The organism is Micromonospora purpureochromogenes (assembly GCF_900091515.1).
Taxonomy (GTDB): Bacteria; Actinomycetota; Actinomycetes; order Mycobacteriales; family Micromonosporaceae; genus Micromonospora; species Micromonospora purpureochromogenes.
The window spans coordinates 2,217,847-2,238,735 of record NZ_LT607410.1 but is presented as its reverse complement, the minus strand read 5'-3'; the positions used below and the strand labels follow the sequence as shown (position 1 = coordinate 2,238,735).

Below are 20,889 nucleotides of genomic sequence, written 5' to 3'. Positions count from 1 at the left end.
GACCGCGTCTCAGCCCCGGTTGCGCGTGCTGCCGGGCGGTCCGCTCGTTGCCCCGGCGGTAGGTGCCGGTCCACTCCTGCCTGCGGTCACAAACCGGGCGGTTAGGGTGAGGGCCGCCGAACCCGCGAGGAGCAGGCCGTGGAAGCGACGGAGATCCGCAAGCTCGCCGCGCTCGAGGACACCCACTGGTGGTACCGCGAGCGGCGGGCCCTGCTGGCCCGGTCGCTGCGCCGGCTGGCCGCCGCCGGGGCACGTCCCGGGCGGGCGCTGGACGTCGGCGCGGCCGGCGGCGGCAACACCCGGGTGCTGCGGGCGCACGGGTGGCGCCCGGTGGCCCTGGAGTACAGCGTCGACGGCGCCGGGGTGGCCCGGGAACGCGGGCTCGACGTGATCCGGGCCGACGCCCGGCACCTGCCCGTCGGATCGGCGAGCCTCGGCCTGGTGGTCGCCTTCGACATCCTCGAACACTTCGACGAGGACCACCTGGCCGCCGCCGAGATCCGCCGCACGCTGCGCCCCGGCGGGACCGCCCTGATCGCGGTGCCCTGCGACATGGCGCTCTGGTCGGCCCACGACGTGGCGGTCGGGCACGTCCGCCGCTACGACCGGGAGTCGCTGCGGGCGGTGGTGGAGAAGGCCGGCCTGGTGGTCGACGAGCTGTGGAGCTGGAACGTGCTGCTCCGGCCGGTTGCCGCCTGGCGACGCCGCACCTCCACCGGCAGCGACCTGGACGACCTGCACCCGCTGGTCAACCTGGGGCTGCGCACAGTCGTCACCGCCGAGCGGTACCTGCCGGTGCGGTCGCTGCCCGGGGTCTCGCTGATGCTGCGCGCCCACCGTCCGGCCTGAGCCGCGGGCCCCCGCGGAAGCGTCCCGTCGACTAGCATCGGCCGGCCGTCGCGTCGACGGCACGAGATCCGACGGGGGACGTGACAGATGATTCGACGGGTGGCCGTACTGGCCGCGCTCACCCTGACCGTGGCCGGCTGCACCGAGGACGCGAAGGAAACCGCCGTGGCGCCGTCGCCGTCGCCGTCGGCCAGCCCGACCGCCTCGCCGATCGCGGCCGGTCCACCCTGGCACGACGAGGTCGCCCCGGCCGCCGCCGGCAGCACGGTCGGCCCGAAGGGCAGCACCTGCCCGCTGCCGATCACCTTCTCGGTGCCGGCGAAGTGGAAGGTCAAGGCCGTCATGTCCCCCAAGGACTTCCAGATCGGACCGGCGGTGCCGCTCTGCGAGATCGACGCCAAGCCGGCCGGGCACATCGGCTTCCTGCGGGTCTGGCGGATCGAGGGGGCGACGCCCCGGACGCCCCAGATCACCCTGGACAAGTTCATCGACGACTACGGCCCGGCCAGGGAGCGGCAGTACCGGCGCACCAAGGCCGGCCCGCTGGACTCGTTCGAGGCGACCTGGACCGGTGACGACGGACGGAAGCGGGCGATCCTGGTGTCCAGCCTCTACGGCAAGATCCTGATCACCCTCGGCGGGGCGGACTACGAGGAGCTCACCCCGATACTCCCGGCGTACCAGCTGGCCAAGTCGAGCACCAACCTGCCGAAGTGAGCGCCGGGCGCGCGGCCCGCCGGTGGTGGGCCGGGCGTCACCGCAGGCGGTAGACGGCCATCCGCCCGTTCTCGTGGCGCAGGTCGGCCAGCTCAGCCAGGTCCGGGGACTCCGCGTCGACCGTGCGGTCGACCACCAGCCAGCGCACGCCGTACCGGTCGCGCAGTTCGGCCAGGCCGGCGGCGGTGGGCGCGGTGAACGCGGCGTCGTTGGCGCGCAGCCGCTCGGCGTCCCAGAACGGGGCGTACGGGCCTTCGGGCCGGCCCACCATCCGGGGCGCGAACGCCCAGCCCTCCACCAGCACCGGCCGCTCGGCGTAGCCGCTGAGCCAGAACGAACGGGCGTCGCACCAGCCGCTCACCACCACCCGGCAGTGCACGTTGGTCGCCAGCACGTCCTCCGGCGCGCTGTGCGCGCGCACCCAGCGGGCCGCCTGCACCCGGGAGGCCGGCATCCGCTCCACCGCGTACGCCCCGCCGTTGGTGAAGTACCGGGCGGCCGCCGCGTCGAGCACCAGGCCCGGCGCGCCGGCCACCAGCACGGCGGTGAGCAGCACCAGCGGACCCCGGCCGGCCAGCCCGGGCCAGCGGTCGACCAGCCCCGGCCAGAGCAGGGCCACCAGGACGACCGCCAGCAGCAGGGCCGCCGCCCAGCAGAGCAGCGGCAGCACCGCGGCGTACGGCCGGTCGGGCGGCACGGTCGCCGGGAAGCGCAGCTGGTACGCGGTCAGTGCCAGCGCGAGGCTGGCCGCGCCAGCGCCGAGCAGCACCCGTCCCCGGGTCGTGAGTGCGGCCCGGTCCAGCAGCTCGACGAAGCCCCAGCCGGACAGCAGCACCCCGAAGGCGAAGCCGGTCCGGGTGAAGTACTGGTTGCTGCTGCCCGGGTGGGCGACCAGCAGGTAGACCGCCGGACCGGCCAGCGCCCCGCCGAGCAGGAAGACCTGCGCCGGCTCCAGCCGCCACCGGCGCAGCCTCAGCAGCGCCACCACGCCGGCGAGGCGGAGCTGGAGGTTGAGCAGGAAGGCGACCAGGACCCCGGCCCAGAGCAGCGCGGTCACCGGACCGGAGTGCCCCTCGCCGACGTACGGGCGCAGCCCGGAGAAGGGTTGCACGGTCACGCCGTGGCTCTCGAAGGCGAAGAGGACGGCGGTGGCGAACACCTGCGCCGCCAGGGCCAGCGCCGCCGCGACGAGCACCGGCCGGGACGGTCGCCGCCGCCCCACCAGCATCACCGCGACGGTGAACACCAGCGCGGCCAGCACCACCGGCACCGAGCTGGCCTTGGCCCCGGTGGAGGCGGCGAGCAGCAGGACCGCCAGCACCCAGGCGCCCCGGCCCACCGGCGGGACGGTGCTGCCCCGGGCCCGACCGACGATCTCGGCCAGCACGGCGATCAGCGGCAGCAGCAGCACCCAGCTGTACGTCATCGACGGGCTGCCCCAGACGATGAAGGTGACCTGGCTGCCGAAGAGCTGCCGCAGCCCGTTCTCGAAGCCGAACTCCCCGACGGTGAACATCAGCCCGGCGGCGACCACCCCGGCGTACGGCCGGCCGGTGACCCGCCAGCCGACCACCGCGACCAGCATGGCGGCGAGCGCGCAGAGCGCCGGCACGGCGAGCCGGAAGAAGACCGTGGGCAGGTCGACGCCGCTGACCAGGCTGGCCGCCGCGAGGTGGGCGAAGCCGAACCAGTGGTAGTGCAGCGCCTCGCCGGCCACCTGGGGGACCTCCGGGGGCACCTGGTGGGTGGCCGCGCCGGCCAGCGAGAGCTGGAACGCCAGGTCGATGTACTGGGCCTGCCCCTCGTCGGTGGGCAGCACCGGGTTGACCCGCAGGAACGACTCGCTGAGGTAGAGGGTGAACCCGGCGACCACCCCGGCGAGCGACCAGGCCCAGCCGGTCGGCACCGGGGTCGTCCCGCCGGCCCGCCAGTGCCGGCGCAGCCGGGGCACGGCGGCGTACGGCAGCAGCACCGCCACCGGCCAGAGCCGCAGCCAGCCCGGCAGGCCGGCGGCGGTGCAGGCGGCCCAGGCGATCAGCTCCAGCACCAGTCCGAGGGCGCTGCCCATCGCCACGTCCTCGACCAGGGTGTGCGGCCGGCGGCGCAGCGTGCGCCAGAGCAGCGTGCCGGGCAGCGCCACGGCGAGCGTGGCGTAGAGCGTGTAGCGGATCAGGTCCGCCGCGGGGGTGCCGGCGGCGAGCAGGGTGACCGCGACGAAGGCGTACCCGGACAGGGCCGGCGCGAAGCGGGCCGGGGCCGGCCGGCGGCGCGGCGCGGCGGCGGCGCGGGCGGCGTCGCCGGTGGCGAGGGCGGTCACCGCAGGCTGTCGGCCAGCTCGCCCGCGCCCGCCGGGCCGGCGGCGGCGTCCACTCCGGCCGCAGGGCTGTCGGCGCTGTCGGGACTGTCGGCGCTGTCGGCGGCGACGAAGTACGCCGGCCGACCCTGCACGGCGGTGTAGATCCGGGCCACGTACTCGCCGAGCAGGCCGAGGCAGAGCAGTTGCACGGCGCCGAGGAAGAGCACCGCCACGTAGAGCGAGGGCCAGCCGGAGACGGTGGATCCGGCCAGCCAGGCGAGGACGGCCACCACCACCAGCACCCCGCAGACCGCCACCCCGGCCAGGCCGAGCCAGGTGGCGAAGCGCAGCGGCGCGGCGGAGAAGCTGGTGACGCTCTCGGCGGCCAGCCCGGCCATCCGGGACAGCGGGTACTTCGTCCGGCCGGCGGCCCGCTCGTCGCGCTGGTAACTGACCTCGCCGCTGGGGAAGCCGAGCCAGGGCACCACCAGCCGCAGCACCGGGCTGCGCTCGGGCAGCTCCCGCAGCGCCTCGACGGCGGCGCGGCTGAGCAGCCGGAAGTCGCCGGCCTGAGCGGGCACCTGCTTGCCGACCAGGCGGCGCATCAGCCGGTAGTAGCCGGCCGCGGTCCACCGCTTGAACGCGCTGTCGGTGCGGCGGTCGGCCCGGACGCCGTAGACGATGTCGAGGTCGTCGGCGCGGGCGAGGCGGAGCATCTCGACGATCGTCTCGGGCGGGTCCTGGAGGTCAGCGTCGATGCTGACCACGTACCGGCCGCGGGCCCGGAGCACCCCGGCGACCAGGGCCGCCTGGTGGCCGCTGTTGCGGCGCAGCCGCAGCACCCGCAACTGGGGCCAGCCGGCGCGCAGCGCGGCCAGCCCGGCCCCGGTGCCGTCGGTGCTGCCGTCGTCGACGGCCACCACCTCGTACGCCTCGCCGAGGCCGTCGAGGACCGCGCGCAGCCGCCGGGCGAGCAGCGGCAGGACGCTCATCTCGTCGAACATCGGCACCACCACCGAGAGGGCCGGCTCCGGTCGCGTCACGGCGCTCGCCCCTCCCGCGCGTCTTTCCCCTGGTGGACCACCGCACGCTATCAGCCGGACGGGCACCGCCCGGGCCGGTCGTGGGAGACCTCAGGCCGGGCAGGTGGTGGCCGGCAGCCCCGGCACCCGCACCGGCGACCGGCCGCCCGGCCGCTGCCGGCCGGCGAGCACGTCGGCGAGGGCGGTCATCGAGGTACGGCTGGAGGAGTAGGTGGCCAGCAGGGTCGGCGACTTCGCCTTCTCCAGCACGTACGGGGTGTCCATGGCCACCGTCACCGCCGCGTCGGCGCTCAGGTCGTCCGCGCCGTCGCCGTAGCCGACCAGGTGCACCTTGGTGCCGCCGCTCGGCGCCACCGGCACCCCGGCCGCGGTGAGCGCCTCGGTCAGCGCGGCCCGGGTGCGGTCCCGGCCGGCGGAGGAGGTGACGGTCACCGGGCCGCGGACCGGGGCGCCGCAGGAGCCGCGCAGCACGGTCACCGCCGCCGCCGCGAGGGCCTGCGCCGCCCTGCGGTGCTCCGCGCTGTTCAGCGTGGACATCGCCGGGGCGGGCCGGTCGGCGAGCTGGAACTTCATGGTCAGCACCCGGGTGACCGCCTCGACCAGCCGGGGCCGGGGCAGCGACCCGTCGCGCAGCGCGGCGAGCAGCCCGTCGTACGCCCGACCGACGTGCGGCGTCATCAGGATCAGGTCGTTGCCGGCCAGCAGCGCCCGGACCGCGGCCTCGCCCGGCGACCAGCGCTTGGCCGGCGCCATGTTCATCCCGTCGGTGATCACCACGCCCCGGAAGCCGAGCTGCCCGCGCAGCACGTCGGTGAGGAGCTTGCGGGAGAAGGTGGCCGGGGTGCCCGGGTCGACCGCCTTGACGTCGAGGTGGGCCGACATCACCGCCATCGCCCCGGCGTCGATGCCGGCGGTGAACGGCGGGAACGCGGTGGCGTCGAGTTCCTTGCGCGGCTGGCCGATCACCGGCAGGTCCTTGTGCGAGTCGGCGGCGCTGAGCCCGTGGCCGGGGAAGTGCTTGACGCTGGCCGCGACGCCGGCGCTCTGCAGGCCCTTCACCGCGCCGGCGACCTGGGCGGACGCCCGCTTCGGGTCGGCGCCGAAGGAGCGGGAGCCGATCACCGTGCTGCGGGTGGCCAGCACGTCGGCGACCGGGGCGAAGTCCAGGTTGATCCCCATCGCGGCCAGTTCGGCGCCGGCAGCCCGCCAGGCGGCCTCGGTCAGCGCCGGGTCGTCGGCCGCCCCGGCGGCCAGCGCGCTGGGCAGCGTGGTCACCCCGTCGGTGATCCGGGTCACCACGCCGTACTCCTGGTCGGTGCCGATCAGGAAGGGTGCCGCCCCGGCGGGCAGCTTCGCCGCGGCGGCGCGCAGCCCGGTGGTGAGGTCGCGCACCTGGGCCGGGTTGTCGACGTTGGTGGTGGCCTGGTTGCCGGAGGTCGGGTCGTCGGCGCTGAAGCCGACCAGGATCACCCCGCCCAGGCGGTACTTCGCGACCATCTCGGCGGGGGTGTCGACCCCGGCGAGGGCGCGGTTGCCGGCGGCCGAGGCGGCGGTGACGTCGGTGGCGGAACTGCCGTACGCGTAGGGCATCAGCACCTGGCCGACCAGGTCCTCGTCGGCGAGCGTGCCGACCAGCGCGGCGGCCCGGGCGGCCGGGTCGGCCGCCGGGGTGGCGGTCGGGCCGGGCGTGGCGGAGGCCGACGGGCTCGGCGCCAGGCCCGGTTGTTCCGGCTCCGTCGCGCACCCGGAGACGAGCAGCGCGGTCAGGGCGGCGAGGGCGACGCCGGCACGTCGCGGAGAGGTCGGCACGCGGCCCATCAAACCCGCTGCCGACTCGTCGCGGCAACCGGAGCCGGGCGCCGGCCGGTGGGGTGTGCCGGTCCCCCACCGGGTGTCCGGGCGCGAAGCCCGGGCCTAGCCGACCCGGGTGAGCAGCGTCACCGGGGCACCGTCCCCGGCGTACCGGTAGGGCTCCAGCTCGGCGTCCCAGGCGGTGCCGAGCGCCTTGTCCAGGGCGTGCGCCAGCGCCTCCGGGGCGCGGGCGGTCGCCATGATGCTGCGCAGCCGGTCCTCGCCGAGCTGGATGTCGCCGGCCGCGCCGACGGTGGCGCGGAACAGACCACGGCCGGGGACGTACATGAAGCGCTCACCGTCGGCGCCCGGGCTGGGCTCCTCGGTGACCTCGAAACGGATCATGGGCCACTGCCGGAGGGCAGCAGCCAGTTCGGCGCCCGTCCCGGGGCGACCGGTCCACCCGCACTCGGCCCGGCGGGCGCCGGGATCGACGGGCTGGCCCGTCCACTGCAGGTTGACCGGCGCGGCGAGGACGCGCGCGATCGCCCACTCGACGTGCGAGCACACGGCGAGCGGGGTCGAGTGGACGTATACGACGCCACGCGTTGGCACGGTGACCTCCCGGAGACCGAGGTGCGTCTTCCCCTACGACCTCGACCACCCGAGTGGTTCCTGCAACACATGATGACTCTGTGACAGATGGTTCGCCAGGGAATCGGAAAATTCGCCGGGGGAAATACCCGGACCGGTGACCCGGTTGTGCTCTCCGGACAGGCACGGTGGCCGACCAGGCATCGTGTTCGTGTACAGTTCTCTGGGCGGTTCTGCGCCGTCGTACATCTTCGCGGGCCGAGGCTCATCGGGCGTCTCCCGCATACAGCCCCCGGACGTTTTTCCGTCCTCCCGTACGTCTTGCAAGGAGTACCTCCGTGGCGAGCAACACCTCTAAGACCGCGCGCGCGTCAGTCCGGGCCGGCCAGGCTGGCCAGGGTGGCGCCCTCAGCGTGCTGGGCGAGTTCAAGTACCTCATCCCGCTCAACGGCGGCAAGCACGCCTACGTGCGGAACCTGACCAACGGCAAGACCGCGCACCTGCGCACCGACTCGGACGCCTTCGTCGAGGAGATCCGGGTGCTGGCCGCCGCCGGCCACGCCGCCAAGATCCGCGCCGAGATCAACAACCTCGCCGCCACCCACCCGGGCGACGGCTGGGACAAGACCGAGAAGCGCCTCGTCGAGGCCGGCGTCTTCGAGGGCTGAGCCCTCCCCCCAAGCGCCACCTGGAACCGCCCGTCGGGTCACCCCGGCGGGCGGTTCCGTCTGTCCCGGGTACGCGTGGCCGGGGCCGGGACCGGTCAGCGGTCGAGCAGGGTGACCTCGCCGGTGGCCAGGTCGTAGACCGCGCCGACCACGTCCACCCGGCCCTCGGCGACCGGCCCGGTGAGCAGGTCGTCGGCGCGCAGGGCGGCGACCGTGCGCAGCACGTGCCGGCGGACCGCCATCGGGTGCGCCCGCGGGTCGTCCGCCCCCACCTCGGTCACCGCCGGGGCGATCTGGTCCACCAGGTACGCCAGCGAGCCGCCCGGCCGCTCCCCGGTGCGCAGGGTGTCCACCGCCGAGGCGACCGCCCCGCACCGCTCGTGGCCGAGCACCATCACCAGCGGCACCCCGAGCTGGCCCACCACGTACTCGATGGAGCCGCAGACCGCCCGGTCCAGCACGTGCGCGCCGGTGCGGATCACGCAGATCGACCCGAAGGTCTGGTCGAAGATCGCCTCCAGCGGCACCCGCGAGTCGATGCAGCCCAGCAGCACCGCGTACGGCTGCTGGTCGCCGGAGGCGACGGCCGCGGCGGCGGTGACGTCGTGGCCGTGCACCGGCTGCCCGCTGACGAAGCGGCGGTTGCCGGTCAGCAGCTCGGCCAGCGCGGCCCGGGGCGTCCGCGCCGCTCCCGCGCTCGAACCGGTCATGCCTCCAGCCTGGTCACGGATCCGGCCTGGCGGGGCGGGATGCGAATCTTCTCACCACCACGGTTGGCGTGGTGTCATGACGGGTAGCCGGTGTTACCGCCGGGTTAACCCGGTACGAGGGGACCGGACGGCCCGGGGAGGTCACGATGTCGGAGCAGCAGCAGGTACGGCTTCCCGACGACGTGCGCCTGCACGTGGAGGTGACCGGGCCGGCGGACGCCGAGGTCACCGTGATCATGCTGCACGGCTGGACGCTGGACGGGCGGGCCTGGCACCGGCAGCTCGCCGACCTGACGGCCCGCTTCGGCCGGCGGGTCCGGGTGGTGACCTACGACGCCCGCGGGCACGGCCGGTCCAGCTGCATGGCCCTGCGCACGGCGACCGTGGCCCAGCTCGGCGACGACCTCGCCGCGGTGCTCGACGCGGTGGCCCCGACGGGCAGGGTCGTGCTGGTCGGGCACTCGATGGGCGGGATGACCGTGATGGAGTACGCCCACCGCCACCCCGAGCACTTCGCCGCCCGTACCGCCGGGCTGGTCTTCGTCTCGACCACCGCCGAGGGGCACACGCACACGGTCTACGGGCTGTCGCCGCGCATCGCCCGGCTGATCCGGATCGCCGAGACCACCGGCGCCGGGGTGCTGGCCCGCTGCGGCTCCTGGCGCCCGCCACGGGCGCTGCTGCGCGCGCTGCGGCCCAGCATCCGCTGGATGCTCTTCGGCGACCGCTGCGACCCGTCCGACATCCGCCTGGTCACCTCGGCGGTGGCCCGCGCCTCGCTGCGCTCGATCGGCGGGTTCCGCGCCTCGATCGGCGCCCAGCACCGGTTGGAGACCCTGGCCGAGCTGGCCCACCTGCCGGCGGCGGCGCTGGTCGGCGACCGGGACCGGCTCACCCCGCCGCCCTGCGCGGAGTCGATCGCCGCCGCGCTGCCGGTGACCGAGCTGACCGTCTGCCCGGGCGCCGGGCACATGCTGATGATGGAGCGGCCGGACGAGGTGAACGCCGCGCTGGCCGGGGTGCTGGACCGGGTGCTGGCCGGCGCGCCGGAGGTCGGCCCGACCGAGACCGCCGCCACGGAGATCAGCCCGACCGAGCCGACGACGACGGGCGCGACGGAGCCGATCCCGGCCGGCTGAGCGGCCCGTGGAGGGTGGCGGACGTCGCGGGACGCGGTACGGCCCGGAAGGGGGGTGGCGGGCTGCCCGTACCCTCATTCCGCCTGGCGTGCGCCCGCGCCCGGCCGCCGCCGTCGCACAGGAGCCGTCACGTTGACCGACCAGACCACCCTGGAGCAGGAGATCGCCGCCGAGCAGCGGCATCTCGACCGGGTGTACACCCGCCTGGCCGAACTGCGCCGCTCGGCGGCGCAGGCCGAGAAGGAGGGCTACCGGCTGGCCCGGGTGGGCAACTTCGGCGCGCTGGTCGAGCGGGACGCGATGGTGTTCCACGCCGCCCAGCGGCGGTACGTGCTGGACGCCGAGCACGAGGGGCTGGTCTTCGGCCGGCTCGACCTGCGGACCGGCCAGGTGCTGCACGTCGGGCGGCTCGGCGTGCGGGGCGAGAACGCCGAGACGCTGGTGGTCGACTGGCGCGCCCCGGCCGCCGCGGCCTTCTACCAGGCGACCCCGGCCGAGCCCTTGGGCGTGGTGCGGCGGCGCACCATCCAGTCGTCGGCCGAGAAGGTCACCCGGATCGAGGACGACCTGCTCGACCCGGAGTCGGCGCCGGCCGAGCTGGCCGTGGTCGGTGACGGGGCCCTGCTGGCGACCCTGTCCCGGGCCACCGGCCGGGGGATGCGCGACATCGTGGCCACCATCCAGCGGGAGCAGGACGAGGCGATCCGCTCCCCCGGCTCCGGGGTCACCATCGTCTCCGGCGGCCCGGGCACCGGCAAGACGGCGGTCGCCCTGCACCGGGCGGCGTACCTGCTCTATTCCGACCGCAGCCGGTACGCCGGCGGCGGCATCCTGGTGGTCGGCCCGTCCTCGGTCTTCGTCGAGTACATCGCCTCGGTGCTGCCCTCGCTCGGCGAGGAGACCGGCACCCTGCACTCGCTGGGCTCGCTCTTCCCGGGCATGTCGGCGACCCGGACGGACCCGCCGGAGGTGGCGGCGGTGAAGGGCTCGCTGCGGATGCGGAAGGTCCTGGAGCGGGCGGTACGCGACGCGGTGCCGGACGGGCCGGGCGAGCTGCGCCTGCTCTACCGGGGTGAGCTGCTCCGGCTGGAGCGCCGCGAGCTGGACGGCGTCCGGGACCGGGCGCTGTCCCGGGGCGCGCGCCGCAACGAGGTTCGGCGGGTCGCCTTCGACGCGGTGCTCGCGGCGCTGTACGCCCAGGCCCGCCGGCTGGCCGTCACCCGGCTGCCGGAGCAGCGCGCCTTCGAGGACGAGATCATCGACCGGCCGGAGTTCCGCGAGTTCCTCAAGGCGTGGTGGCCCCGGCTGCACCCGCGGCACGTGCTGGGCTGGCTGGCCCGGCCGGAGCGGCTGCGCCGGTACGTCGGCGGCATCCTGTCCCGGGCGGAGACCACGCTGCTGGTGGAGGCGTACCGGACGCTGGACGCGCAGGGGCTGACGGTGGCCGACATCGCCCTGCTCGACGAGCTGGACGCGCTGCTGGGCAAGCCGGTGCGGCCGGCCCGGGCCAAGCGCGACCCGTACCAGCTGGCCGGCGGCGTGCGCGAGCTGAGCACGTTCGCCGACCGGCAGCGGGCCGCCCGGGCGGCGGCCCGGGAACGGCCGGAGGACTACCGCGACTACGCGCACGTGGTGGTGGACGAGTCGCAGGACGTCTCGCCGATGCAGTGGCGGATGGTCGGCCGGCGCGGCCGGCTCGCCTCCTGGACGGTGGTGGGCGACCCGGCGCAGACCGCCTGGACCGGTGACCCGCAGGAGCTGGACCGGGCCCGGGACCAGGCGCTCGGCCGACGCCGGCGGAACCGCTTCGCGCTGACCACGAACTACCGCAACTCGGCGGAGATCTTCGCGGTGGCGGCGGCGGAGATCCGCCGGCTCTACCCCGAACTGGAGCTGCCGACGGCGGTCCGCTCCACCGGCGTGGAGCCGGTCACGCTGACCGTCGCCGCCGACGGGCTGCCGGCGGCGACCGTGCAGGCCGTGGACGCGCTGCTCACCGAGGTGGAGGGCACGGTCGGCGTGATCACGCCGGTGCCGCGCCGCGACGAGGTGGCCGGCTGGCTGGCCGGGCGCGGCGGCTCCCGGCTCCAGGTGGTGACCAGCCTCCAGGCCAAGGGCATGGAGTACGACGGCGTCGTGCTGATCGCCCCGAGCGAGATCCGGGCCGACCCCGGCTCCGGCGTGCGCACCCTCTACGTCGCCCTCTCCCGCGCCACCCAGCGCCTCACCACCATCGACCCCACCCCCTGACCCTCACCCCCGCCCCCGCGCGTCGCGCCCTCGAGCCCGCACTTTCAGAGAAAGAGGGGCCTTCGCGCGCGGAACAGCCACGCTTTCTCTGAAAGTGCGGCCCGTGAAGGGTGCGTGCGGAGTTAGTTGCATACATAGCGATGTGAGCATAGATTGGGTTCGGGCCGCCGGTGCGACGGAGGGTGTGGGCGTGGGCGCAGGTCATGACCACCACGGGTCGGTCGCGAACGCGGCGCACCGCCACCGGGGGCGGCTCTGGGCGGCCTTCGCGCTGCTCGCCGCGCTGATGGTGGTCGAGGCGGTCACCGCGTTCGGCACCGGCTCGCTCGCCCTGCTCTCCGACGCCGGGCACATGTTCACCGACGTGCTCGGCATCGGCATGGCGCTGGCCGCCATCACCGCCACCCGGCACGGCGACCGGGACCCGCAGCGCACCTTCGGGCTCTACCGGCTGGAGGTGCTGGCCGCGCTCGCCAACGCCGTCCTGCTCAGCGGGGTGGCGATCTACGTGCTGATCGAGGCGGTCCGCCGGTTCGGCGACCCGCCGGCGGTGCGGACCGGGCCGATGCTGGCGGTGGCGGTGCTCGGCCTGCTGGCCAACCTGGTCGCGTTCGCGCTGCTGCGCGCGGGGGCGCGGGAGAGCATCAACCTGCGCGGCGCGTACCTGGAGGTGCTCGGCGACCTGCTCGGCTCGCTGGGCGTGATCGGGGCCGCGCTGCTCATCGCCGGCACCGGCTGGTGGTGGGCCGACCCGGCGGTGGCGGTCGCGATCGGCCTGTTCATCCTCCCCCGCACCTGGCGGCTCGGCCGGGCGGCGGTGCGCATCCTGGTCCAGGCCGCCCCGGAGCACCTCCAGGTGACCGCCGTGCACGACCGGCTGACCGCCGTCCCCGGCGTCGCCGAGGTGCACGACCTGCACGTCTGGACGCTCACCTCCGGCATGGAGGTCGCCTCCGCCCACCTCACCATGGTCCCCGGCGCCGAGGTCGGCACGGTGCTCGCCGCCGCCCGCACCGCCCTGCACGAGGACTTCCACATCGAGCACGCCACCCTCCAGATCGAGCCGGGGGCCGCCCCCGGCGCCTGCGGGCAGGTCGAGTGGTAACGAAACCGGACACCTATTGTCCCGTTGTGTCACCTACACCATGGTTCACTCCAGTACCCTCAGTCACGAAACGGGCGGGTGTCACATCCGTACCGGTAGGCTCGGTTCCGGCCTCCGCCAGGCGGCACCCTCCGGTGCCGGCGGTGGCCGCCGCCTAATCGCCTGCCAGGGCGAGCCGGGGAACCATGTTCGTGGGGTGCATCCGCGTCAGCGGTAGGGATCTTCCGTCCCGAACCCGTCAGCTAACCCGGTCGGCGGCTGACGGAAGGACATGTGCATGCACGTACGACGTACCACCGCACGGCTGGCGGCCGCGGTCGTCGCGACGCTCGCCCTCGGGGTGTCGTCCGCGCCGGTCCCGGCGACCGCCACTCCCCCCGCCACCCGGCTCGCCGCCGCTCCCGGCGACGACGACGAGGGCGGCACCCCGGCGCTGCGCGCCCAGCTCGACGCGGCCAGCAAGGGCTGGATCGACGCCAAGGCCGCGCTGGAACGCTCCACCAAGCGGCAGCAGGAGCTCGGCAACCAGCTCAAGACCATCGAGTCGGAGCTGACCGTCCGGCAGGGCAAGGTCGGCGAGATCGCCGGCGTGGCGTACCGGACCGGGCGGCTCGGGCCGGTGTCGGCGCTGCTGAACAGCTCCAGCCCCGAAGGCTTCCTGGACCGGGCGGCGGCGCTGGAGACGGTCGCCTCCAACGAGGACCGGGAGCTGCGCAACCTGATGCAGACCCGCGACGAGGCCACCCGCACCCGGGCCGCGCTCGACCAGGAGATCGTCGAGCAGCGCAAGCAGATCGCGGTGATGGCCAAGCGCAAGCAGCAGGCCGAGCGGGCGCTGGCGGTGGCCGCCGCCGACAAGCCCGCCACCGGCGACAGCGGCTCCACCCGGGGCACCTCCACCGCCACCGCCAGGTCGGCGCCGCGCAACCCCGACGGCTCCTGGCCCGCGGAGTCGTGCAGCGTCAACGACCCCACCCCGGCCAACGGCTGCATCACCCCGCGCATGCTCAACGCGCTCCAGCAGGCCCAGGCGGCCGGCTTCACCCGGTACGTCTCCTGCTACCGGCCCAGCGGGTCGGGTGAGCACCCCAAGGGCCGGGCCTGCGACTTCGCCGCGCAGCAGAGCGGCTTCGGCGGCGACGCGACCGGCGGCGACAAGACGTACGGCAACAACCTGGCCGCGTACTTCATCCGCAACTCCGACCGGCTCGCCGTGCTCTACGTGATCTGGTACCGGCAGATCTGGCTGCCCAGCAGCGGGTGGAAGTCGTACAGCGGGGCCGGCGGGGACCCGTCCAGCGACCACACCAACCACGTGCACCTGTCGGTCTACTGACCGACCCGTGGCGGGGCCCGTCCGAGGCGGACGGGCCCCGCCGTACGCGCGTCGACGTACCCGGGATGTCGTCGACCGGCCCACGACGCAGCGCGCCGGCCGGGCGAGCATCGAGGCATGACCCGACTCTCCCCCGACGGCCGCAAGACCCTGCTCACCCTGCACCTGGTGACCGCGCTGGGCTGGCTCGGCGCGGACCTCGTGCTGCTCACCCTCGGCATCGCCGGGCTGCGCGGCGCCGACCCGGGGGTGGTCTACCCGGCGGCGGCGCTGGTGGCGACCTGGCTCTTCGCGCCGCTGAGCGTGCTGGTCTGGGTGGTCGGCGTGACCAGCGCGCTGCTGACCCCCTGGGGGCTGCTGCGCTGGCGCTGGGTGGTGGTCAAGCTGGTGCTCACCACGGTGATGATCGGCCTGGTGCTGTTCGCGCTGACGCCGAACCTGCGCGCCGCCGCCGGACCCGACGCCACCGCACACCAGCGCATCGACGTGGTGGTCGCGCCGGCGGTCTCCACCGGCCTGCTGGTCACCATGACCGTGATCTCCACCTGGAAGCCGTGGGGCCGCAACCGCCGGGCCGTCCCACCGCCCCGCCGGACGGCGGCGACGCCGGCCGGCCGCCGCTGAGTGGACGGGGCGTCAGTTCGGGACCGGGCCGCCGTCGGCCTTCCGGTCCAGCACCGCGCCGAGCCGGCTGGCCAGGCCCAGGTGCGCGGCGCGGGCCTGACGGAACGCGTACCCGAACAGCGGTGCCGGCGCGGAGAGGGTGATCTCCACGTCGATCCGCAGCACGTCGCCCTCCTCCTGCAGCCGGGTGTGGTTGCGCACCGTCGTGCCGGGCTGCTGCCGGGCCACCGTGACGATCTCGTCGTCGGAGATCACCAGGACGTCGGCCTGGTAGGTGACCGGGAACCGCAGCGGCCCCAGCTCCAGCCGGTCGGTGATGGCGTAGCTGGCCCGCGCGCCCGGGCGGGTCGGCAGTTGGCGCACCCGGACGATCAGCGGATGCAGCTCCCCCTGCCGGGCCGGATCGCTCAACAGCGCCACCGCGTCCGCCCGTGAGCAGCGCGCCTGCACCGTGTAGCTGAACGACTCGCGCCGGACCACTCCATCCTCCACCCCTCGTCGGTCGCCCGATCGTCCCGTACGACGGCCGGGCTGGCAATCGCAGGCGGCATGACGGTGCCCGGGCGGGGAACCCGGCCGGCGACGGCCACGGGAGGCGGGGCATGGACAGGTACGACGGATGAGCGGGCACGTGATGGTCTTCGCGCCGACGCCACGGCTGACCGTGACCGTCGACCAGCCCAGCGAGCAGCCGGAACTGCACCTGCACCCGGGCGGGCAGGGCGTCTGGCAGGCCCGGATGATCATGTCGCTGGGGGTGCCGGTGGTGCTCTGCACGACCCTCGGCGGCGAGATCGGGCAGGTGCTGGAGCCGCTGCTGGCCACCGAGGGGGTGGACCTGCGGGTGGTGTGGCGCGACTCGTGCAGCGGCGGCTACGTGCACGACCGGCGCGACGGCACCCGGCAGGAGATCGTCGACGTGGTCGGCGCGCCGCTGAGCCGGCACGAGCTGGACGAGCTCTACAACCTGTCGCTCGGTGAGGGGCTGCGGGCCCCGGTGAGCGTGCTCAGCGGCCCCAACGAACCCTCGCTCGTCCCGGCCGACCTCTACCGCCGGTTCGCCGCCGACCTGGGCGCCAACGGCGGCCGGGTGGTGGTGGACCTCGCCGGCGAGCATCTGACCGCCGTGCTGGCCAGCGGCGTGTTCTTCCTCAAGGTCAGTCACGAGGAGCTGATCGCCGACGGGCGGTCCACCGGCGCGGAGGAGGACGAACTCACCCGGGCCATGTACGACCTGCACGCCTCCGGCGCCGAGAACGTGGTGGTCAGCCGGGCCGACCGGCCGGCGCTCGCCCTGGTGGACGGGGAGGTGTTCGAGGTGGAGATGCCCCGGCTGGAGGCGGCCGACCCGCGCGGGGCCGGCGACTCGATGACCGCCGGGGTGGCCGCCGTGGTCGCCGGCGGCGGCGACGTGCGTACCGCGATCCGCACCGGCGCGGCCGCCGGGGCGCTGAACGTCACCCGGCACGGGCTGGGCACCGGCCGGCTGGACACCATCGCCGGCCTGGTCGACCGGGTCCGCCTGGTGCCGGCCGGCAGCCGACCGCAGGAGCGGACCACCCCGGACGAGCTGGCCGACCGGGCGGTGGACCGGTGACGCTGCGGGTCCTGGTCACCAACGACGACGGGATCGCCGCGCCGGGCATCCTGGCGCTGGCCCGGGCGGCGGCCGAGCGTGGCCTGGACGTGGTGGTGGCCGCTCCGCTGGAGGAGGCGAGCGGCACGAGCGCCTCGATGACCGCGGTGGAGCGGGAGGGGCACGTGGTGGTGCGCGACCATCCGCTGCCGGAGCTGCCCGGGGTGCCCGCGTACGGGGTCGGCGGCTCGCCCGGCTTCATCGCGCTGATCGCCGTGCACGGGGCCTTCGGGCCGCCGCCGACGGTGGTGCTCTCCGGGATCAACCGGGGCGCCAACGCCGGCCGGGCGGTGCTGCACTCCGGCACGGTCGGCGCGGCCTTCACCGCCGCCGCCAACGGCTGCCGCGCCATGGCCGTCTCGCTGGACGTGCTCTCGGTCGGCGAGGCCACCGCCGTCAGCGGCGGCGCGGCGGTCTCCGCCGCCGCCCGGGTACGCGACGCGGAGCGGCACTGGGACACCGCCGCCCGGGTGGCGCTGGACCTGCTGCCCCGGCTGACCGCCGGTCCGGTGGAGAGCGTGCTCAACGTCAACGCCCCGGACCTGCCGCACGGGCGGCTGCGCGGCGTGCGGCGGGCCACCCTGGCCAGCTTCGGCCAGGTGCAGATGACGGTGGCCGAGGCGGGGCACGGCTTCGTGCGGACCTCGCTGGAGGAGCCGGGGCAGGCCGTGCAGCCCGGCACCGACCTGGCCCTGCTGGCCGCCGGGTACGCCTCCGTAACCGCCGTCCGGGCGGTCACCGAGGTCGCCGACGTGGACCTCTCCGGCCTGGGCGGCGACTGACCGTCCGCCACGTGGGGCCGGCGGTGCCGGCGTCAGGCGCCCGGGAGGACCTCGGGCGTGGGGGCCGCGTGCCCGGCGAAGTAGGGCTCCGGCGCGCCGAAGAGGCCGAGCAGGCCGGTGACCCAGAGCTGCCGGTGGACGAACCGGCTCGGCTCGGTGACCACCAGCTTGACGCCGCTGACCTCGGCCGTCTGGAACCCGGCGACCATCGCGCTGATGCCGACGGAGTCGATGAAGGTGACGAGTCGCATGTTCAGCTCGATCCGGGACGGACGGCCCTTCGCGAGCACCTCGGCGATCGCCTCACGCACCTCGTACGCGGTGTCGACGTCAATCTCCCCTCGCGGAGCGATCTCCATGACACCACCCGGCAGAACCGACTTCACGATCGACAGGCTCACGCGAGCACCTCCACTCGCCCGTCCACGGGCGCCTCATCAGTACGCGGGCCGCGACCGAGAGTATTCCTCTGACGGCCTCGGTCGCCACCCCCCGGGATGAGCAATTCGCGGATCCGGACGGACCGGACCGTTCTTTCCCGAGTTGTTCCTGGTCCCGTTCATTCCAACGAGCGACCGGGTCCGGCCGCTCCAACCGATCCAGGGTAGCGACCCCGGTCCAGTCGTTTCCGTACCCGGCCCGCCCGGCGAGCCCCGGTGCGCGCCAGATCCCCCGGTGTTGCCCCACCCGCCTAGGGTCGGCGGGCGAGGGTTCCACCACGACGGAAGGAACGATCGATGCTCAAGAAACTGCTCGGCCTGGCCGGTGTCGGCGCGCTGCTCGCTCTCGTACTGGCCTGCGGCTTCGGCGGCGGGGACGACGACGACGATGACGACGACGATTTCGCCCGGGGTGTCGCGGTGGTCACGGTCCGCTGAGGGTCCGACCCGGGTTTGCGGCACGTCCCGGCTGGGCACTGGCGGGACAGGCGACCGTGACGCGCCGCAGACGTCGACGTCCGAAGTGGCCGCAGACTTCGGCACCCCGAGGAGGTACCCATGTTCGGCAGCAACCTGCTGGAGCGCCGCAGCAAGCCGGAGCGGATCGCCGACCAGGCCTGGCAGCAGCTGGTCTCGGCGGTCGGTTCCGCCGGTGACAGCGTGCGGGACACGGCGCGGTCGGTCCGCGGCGGCACCCACCTTTCCGACGCCGGTGACCTGGTGGGCTCGGCGGCGGACGAGGCCCGGCGTCGGGCCACGCTCGCCTTCGACGCGCTCGCCGGGCGCCGTCCGGCCCTGCCGTGGACGCTGCTGATCAGCGCGGCGCTGGTCGGGGCCGCGATCGGTTGGGCCGCCGGGACCGCCGCGCGGGCCGCCGGCAGCCGGGAGGGTCGGGCGGTCGACGACATCGAGTTCGTCGACGTGGACCGGCCGAACTCACCGGTCGGCCTCGACGGCTGACCGACGGCAACGCCGGGCATCGCCCGGGTGGATCAGAACGACGTGGCGGTGTCCGGGACTCGGACACCGCCACGTCGCGTGGAACGGTCGGTTGCGCCGGCCGGGTCAGCGGCTGGTGCAGGTGACCACTGCGGAAGCGCTCCCAGTCAGCTCGCCCGATCGAGGTGGTAGACCACCGCGTCGCCGACCCGCTCGCGGTGGATCCCCAACCCGTCGACCGGACGGGCCGCCGCGCCCTGCCACGGCGTGCCGGTCGCGTATCTGGGCAGCAGCACCACCGTGCGCACCCCCGCCGCCCGCAGGTACGCCACCGACCCGGCGTCCGGGAAACCCGTGCCGCCCGCCCGGATCCGCTGCTGACTGTCCGGAGTGAACGAGGCCAGCCCGTTGACCGTGGACGGGAAGCCGTCGGTCGACCAGAGCATCACGTGGTAGTCGCGGATGCCGCCCAGCGGCAGCACCAGCACCGGGCCCGCGACCCCGCGCAACGCCACCGGCTGCGCCGGCACCGGCACGTGCGGGGTCCGGTTCACCCCCTCGGCCAGCACCAGCAGTGCCGGGAGCGCCAGCGCCACCCGCGCCCACCGACGCCAGTCCCCGCGACCGGCCCCGGCCGGCGGCGGCTCCCGGACCGTCAGCGCCCCGGCGGCCAGCACGCCCAGCAGCAGCGTCGTCCAGAGCACCAGCCGGCCCGGGGTGCGCAGGGCGTCCCAGCCCGGCAGGTGCCGCATCAGGGTCAGGTAGCCCGGGTCGCCGTCGCCGCCGAAGCTGGTCCCCGCCGCGAGGGCGAGGCTGACCAGCACCCCGGCGGCCAGCGCGACCCGCTGCCACACCCGCCAGGCGGAGAAGACCAGCCCGGCCACCGCCAGCGCGAGCAGCACCACGCCGGGCAGCAGGGTCATCTCCCCCGGGAAGCCGAGCGCCGCCCGCGCCGCGCCGTGCCGCTCGCCCCACAGCCACGACTCCGGCGGCGCGGTCAGGAAACCACGGGCCGGCGGGGAGAACATCGCCACCTGCGCGGAAGTCCGCCGGCCGGCCGGGTGCCGGGCCACCACCTCCAGGTACGGCGCCGCCATCAGCAGGCTCACCCCGGCGAACCCGGTGACCCCGGCCAGGTCGGCCAGGAGCAGGCCGGACGACACCGCCGGCCGGGACCGGCGCCGCCACCAGGTGACGCCGTACGCCGCGGCGACGGCGAGGCCGAGCAGACCCAGGACGTACGCGAACGGCAGGCCGATGCCGAAGCCCAGGGTGACCTGCCAGGCGGCGACCGCCCAGCCGGCTCCCGCCCAGCCCGGACGGACCCGGTCGGGCCGGTACCCGTGGCGCAGCGACCAGCCGTGGCCCCGGGCCAGCATGGCCAGCGCGAGGGCCACCCCGCCGATGCTGAGCACGTGCAGGTGCCCGGCCTGGGCCAGCTTCCACGGCGCGTACGCGAACGACGCCGCGGCCACCGCCGCCCCCGCCCGCCCGGCCCCCAACTGCCGCGACAGCGCGTACGCCCCGACGAAGGCGAGCGCGTGCACCAGCACGTAGAGCAGGTTGTAGCGGACGACGGCGGCCACCGGCCCCTCGCCGATGAGGGCAAACGGGGCGAAGCCCAGCAGCGTGTCGGAGTAGGCGTAGGTGTACGGCTCGGGGAAGAACGTGTTCGAGTGCCAGAGGTGGGCCGGGTCGGTGCGCAGCGCGTGCCCGCCCCAGGCGACCTGCCACGCCTGCAGGGTCGGGTCGCCGGTGTCCTGCGGGAGGGTGCCGGCCGGATCGCGCAGTGTCGGCCAGGTCAGCGCGGCGGCCAGCGGCAGTGACGCGAGCACCACGAGGATCCACTCGTGCCGGGCCAGCCGCCACAGCGCCCGCCCCGCCCGGCGCACCCCGTCCATCGCCCCCGCCAATCGCCGACCGCCCGATCGTGCCCGAGCCCGCCCCGGGTTGTCGATGCCCGGCAGCCG

Annotated in this window: 20 protein-coding genes and 1 riboswitch; of the genes, 12 read left to right on the top strand and 8 right to left on the bottom strand. The window is 75.1% G+C overall.

Annotation, left to right across the window (positions count from 1 at the left end; translation table 11 throughout):
* Positions 1-138 precede the first annotated feature (138 nt).
* Complete coding sequence (locus GA0074696_RS10480) at positions 139-849, top strand: class I SAM-dependent methyltransferase (protein ID WP_088960919.1); 711 nt, start codon at positions 139-141, stop codon at positions 847-849.
* A gap of 87 nt (positions 850-936) precedes the next feature.
* Positions 937-1,566: a lipoprotein gene (locus GA0074696_RS10475; protein WP_157745864.1), complete on the top strand. Its 630-nt coding sequence runs from the start codon at positions 937-939 to the stop codon at positions 1,564-1,566.
* Between the two features lie 37 nt (positions 1,567-1,603).
* Here the strand turns inward: GA0074696_RS10475 and GA0074696_RS10470 are convergent, their stop codons facing one another.
* The 4 genes from GA0074696_RS10470 to GA0074696_RS10455 form a co-directional block, all read right to left on the bottom strand.
* A complete protein-coding gene (locus GA0074696_RS10470; protein WP_088960917.1) occupies positions 1,604-3,883 on the bottom strand; it encodes a hypothetical protein in 2,280 nt (759 codons plus the stop codon).
* Positions 3,880-4,905: a glycosyltransferase family 2 protein gene (locus tag GA0074696_RS10465; protein ID WP_269458717.1), complete on the bottom strand. Its 1,026-nt coding sequence runs from the start codon at positions 4,903-4,905 to the stop codon at positions 3,880-3,882. Before GA0074696_RS10465 ends, GA0074696_RS10470 begins: the two co-directional genes overlap by 4 nt.
* 90 nt (positions 4,906-4,995) lie before the next feature.
* Positions 4,996-6,723, bottom strand: a complete 1,728-nt coding sequence (locus GA0074696_RS10460; protein ID WP_088960916.1) for a glycoside hydrolase family 3 protein — start codon at positions 6,721-6,723, stop codon at positions 4,996-4,998.
* 96 nt (positions 6,724-6,819) lie between these two features.
* Entirely contained in the window at positions 6,820-7,311 is a 492-nt protein-coding gene (locus tag GA0074696_RS10455; protein WP_088960915.1) for a DUF3145 domain-containing protein, read from the bottom strand.
* A 317-nt stretch (positions 7,312-7,628) separates the two neighbouring features.
* Between GA0074696_RS10455 and GA0074696_RS10450 the strand changes: the two genes are divergently transcribed.
* Entirely contained in the window at positions 7,629-7,958 is a 330-nt protein-coding gene (locus GA0074696_RS10450) for a hypothetical protein (protein WP_088960914.1), read from the top strand.
* A 95-nt stretch (positions 7,959-8,053) separates the two neighbouring features.
* Here the strand turns inward: GA0074696_RS10450 and GA0074696_RS10445 are convergent, their stop codons facing one another.
* The gene (locus GA0074696_RS10445) at positions 8,054-8,668 is read right to left on the bottom strand and encodes a carbonic anhydrase (RefSeq protein WP_088960913.1); all 615 of its coding nucleotides are present in this window, start codon (positions 8,666-8,668) and stop codon (positions 8,054-8,056) included.
* A 146-nt stretch (positions 8,669-8,814) separates the two neighbouring features.
* Between GA0074696_RS10445 and GA0074696_RS10440 the strand changes: the two genes are divergently transcribed.
* From GA0074696_RS10440 to GA0074696_RS10420, 5 genes are all read left to right on the top strand, one after another.
* Positions 8,815-9,807, top strand: a complete 993-nt coding sequence (locus GA0074696_RS10440; protein ID WP_088960912.1) for an alpha/beta fold hydrolase — start codon at positions 8,815-8,817, stop codon at positions 9,805-9,807.
* Between the two features lie 132 nt (positions 9,808-9,939).
* Complete coding sequence (locus GA0074696_RS10435) at positions 9,940-12,057, top strand: HelD family protein (RefSeq protein WP_088960911.1); 2,118 nt, start codon at positions 9,940-9,942, stop codon at positions 12,055-12,057.
* Between the two features lie 190 nt (positions 12,058-12,247).
* Positions 12,248-13,162, top strand: a complete 915-nt coding sequence (locus tag GA0074696_RS10430; RefSeq protein ID WP_088964479.1) for a cation diffusion facilitator family transporter — start codon at positions 12,248-12,250, stop codon at positions 13,160-13,162.
* 141 nt (positions 13,163-13,303) lie between these two features.
* Positions 13,304-13,435, top strand: a riboswitch (cyclic di-AMP (ydaO/yuaA leader).
* A 4-nt stretch (positions 13,436-13,439) separates the two neighbouring features.
* On the top strand, positions 13,440-14,498 hold the full coding sequence (locus GA0074696_RS10425; RefSeq protein ID WP_088960910.1) for a coiled-coil domain-containing protein: 1,059 nt from the start codon (positions 13,440-13,442) through the stop codon (positions 14,496-14,498).
* 117 nt (positions 14,499-14,615) lie between these two features.
* Complete coding sequence (locus tag GA0074696_RS10420; RefSeq protein ID WP_088960909.1) at positions 14,616-15,122, top strand: hypothetical protein; 507 nt, start codon at positions 14,616-14,618, stop codon at positions 15,120-15,122.
* Between the two features lie 12 nt (positions 15,123-15,134).
* Here the strand turns inward: GA0074696_RS10420 and GA0074696_RS10415 are convergent, their stop codons facing one another.
* Complete coding sequence (locus GA0074696_RS10415) at positions 15,135-15,614, bottom strand: SRPBCC family protein (RefSeq protein WP_231925321.1); 480 nt, start codon at positions 15,612-15,614, stop codon at positions 15,135-15,137.
* Positions 15,615-15,741: 127 nt separating this feature from the next.
* On the opposite strand from GA0074696_RS10415, the gene GA0074696_RS10410 reads away from it, so the two are divergent.
* A complete protein-coding gene (locus GA0074696_RS10410; RefSeq protein WP_172894245.1) occupies positions 15,742-16,719 on the top strand; it encodes a PfkB family carbohydrate kinase in 978 nt (325 codons plus the stop codon).
* Positions 16,716-17,540, top strand: a complete 825-nt coding sequence (surE, locus tag GA0074696_RS10405; RefSeq protein WP_088960907.1) for a 5'/3'-nucleotidase SurE — start codon at positions 16,716-16,718, stop codon at positions 17,538-17,540. The genes GA0074696_RS10410 and surE overlap by 4 nt, the downstream gene beginning before the upstream one ends.
* A 32-nt stretch (positions 17,541-17,572) precedes the next feature.
* Here surE and GA0074696_RS10400 read toward each other — a convergent pair whose 3' ends face one another.
* On the bottom strand, positions 17,573-17,941 hold the full coding sequence (locus GA0074696_RS10400) for an STAS domain-containing protein (protein WP_088960906.1): 369 nt from the start codon (positions 17,939-17,941) through the stop codon (positions 17,573-17,575).
* Between the two features lie 336 nt (positions 17,942-18,277).
* Here GA0074696_RS10400 and GA0074696_RS30710 point away from each other — a divergent pair, with 336 nt between their 5' ends.
* On the top strand, positions 18,278-18,418 hold the full coding sequence (locus GA0074696_RS30710; RefSeq protein WP_157745863.1) for a hypothetical protein: 141 nt from the start codon (positions 18,278-18,280) through the stop codon (positions 18,416-18,418).
* A gap of 120 nt (positions 18,419-18,538) precedes the next feature.
* On the top strand, positions 18,539-18,940 hold the full coding sequence (locus GA0074696_RS10395; protein ID WP_088960905.1) for a hypothetical protein: 402 nt from the start codon (positions 18,539-18,541) through the stop codon (positions 18,938-18,940).
* A gap of 146 nt (positions 18,941-19,086) precedes the next feature.
* Here GA0074696_RS10395 and GA0074696_RS10390 read toward each other — a convergent pair whose 3' ends face one another.
* Positions 19,087-20,820 carry a hypothetical protein gene (locus GA0074696_RS10390; protein WP_197700826.1) on the bottom strand — a complete coding sequence of 578 codons (1,734 nt, stop codon included), beginning with the start codon at positions 20,818-20,820 and terminating at the stop codon, positions 19,087-19,089.
* Positions 20,821-20,889 lie beyond the last annotated feature (69 nt).

What these genes read in the sequence shown, in the direction of transcription:
- GA0074696_RS10425 (WP_088960910.1), top strand. Translation starts at nt 13,440, where the DNA reads ATGCACGTACGACGTACCACCGCACGGCTGGCGGCCGCGGTCGTCGCG.
- GA0074696_RS10410 (WP_172894245.1), top strand. Translation starts at nt 15,742, where the DNA reads ATGAGCGGGCACGTGATGGTCTTCGCGCCGACGCCACGGCTGACCGTG.
- GA0074696_RS10420 (WP_088960909.1), top strand. Translation starts at nt 14,616, where the DNA reads ATGACCCGACTCTCCCCCGACGGCCGCAAGACCCTGCTCACCCTGCAC.
- GA0074696_RS30710 (WP_157745863.1), top strand. Translation starts at nt 18,278, where the DNA reads ATGCTCAAGAAACTGCTCGGCCTGGCCGGTGTCGGCGCGCTGCTCGCT.
- GA0074696_RS10475 (WP_157745864.1), top strand. Translation starts at nt 937, where the DNA reads ATGATTCGACGGGTGGCCGTACTGGCCGCGCTCACCCTGACCGTGGCC.
- GA0074696_RS10395 (WP_088960905.1), top strand. Translation starts at nt 18,539, where the DNA reads ATGTTCGGCAGCAACCTGCTGGAGCGCCGCAGCAAGCCGGAGCGGATC.
- GA0074696_RS10390 (WP_197700826.1), bottom strand. Translation starts at nt 20,820, where the DNA reads ATGGACGGGGTGCGCCGGGCGGGGCGGGCGCTGTGGCGGCTGGCCCGG.
- GA0074696_RS10445 (WP_088960913.1), bottom strand. Translation starts at nt 8,668, where the DNA reads ATGACCGGTTCGAGCGCGGGAGCGGCGCGGACGCCCCGGGCCGCGCTG.
- GA0074696_RS10460 (WP_088960916.1), bottom strand. Translation starts at nt 6,723, where the DNA reads ATGGGCCGCGTGCCGACCTCTCCGCGACGTGCCGGCGTCGCCCTCGCC.
- GA0074696_RS10440 (WP_088960912.1), top strand. Translation starts at nt 8,815, where the DNA reads ATGTCGGAGCAGCAGCAGGTACGGCTTCCCGACGACGTGCGCCTGCAC.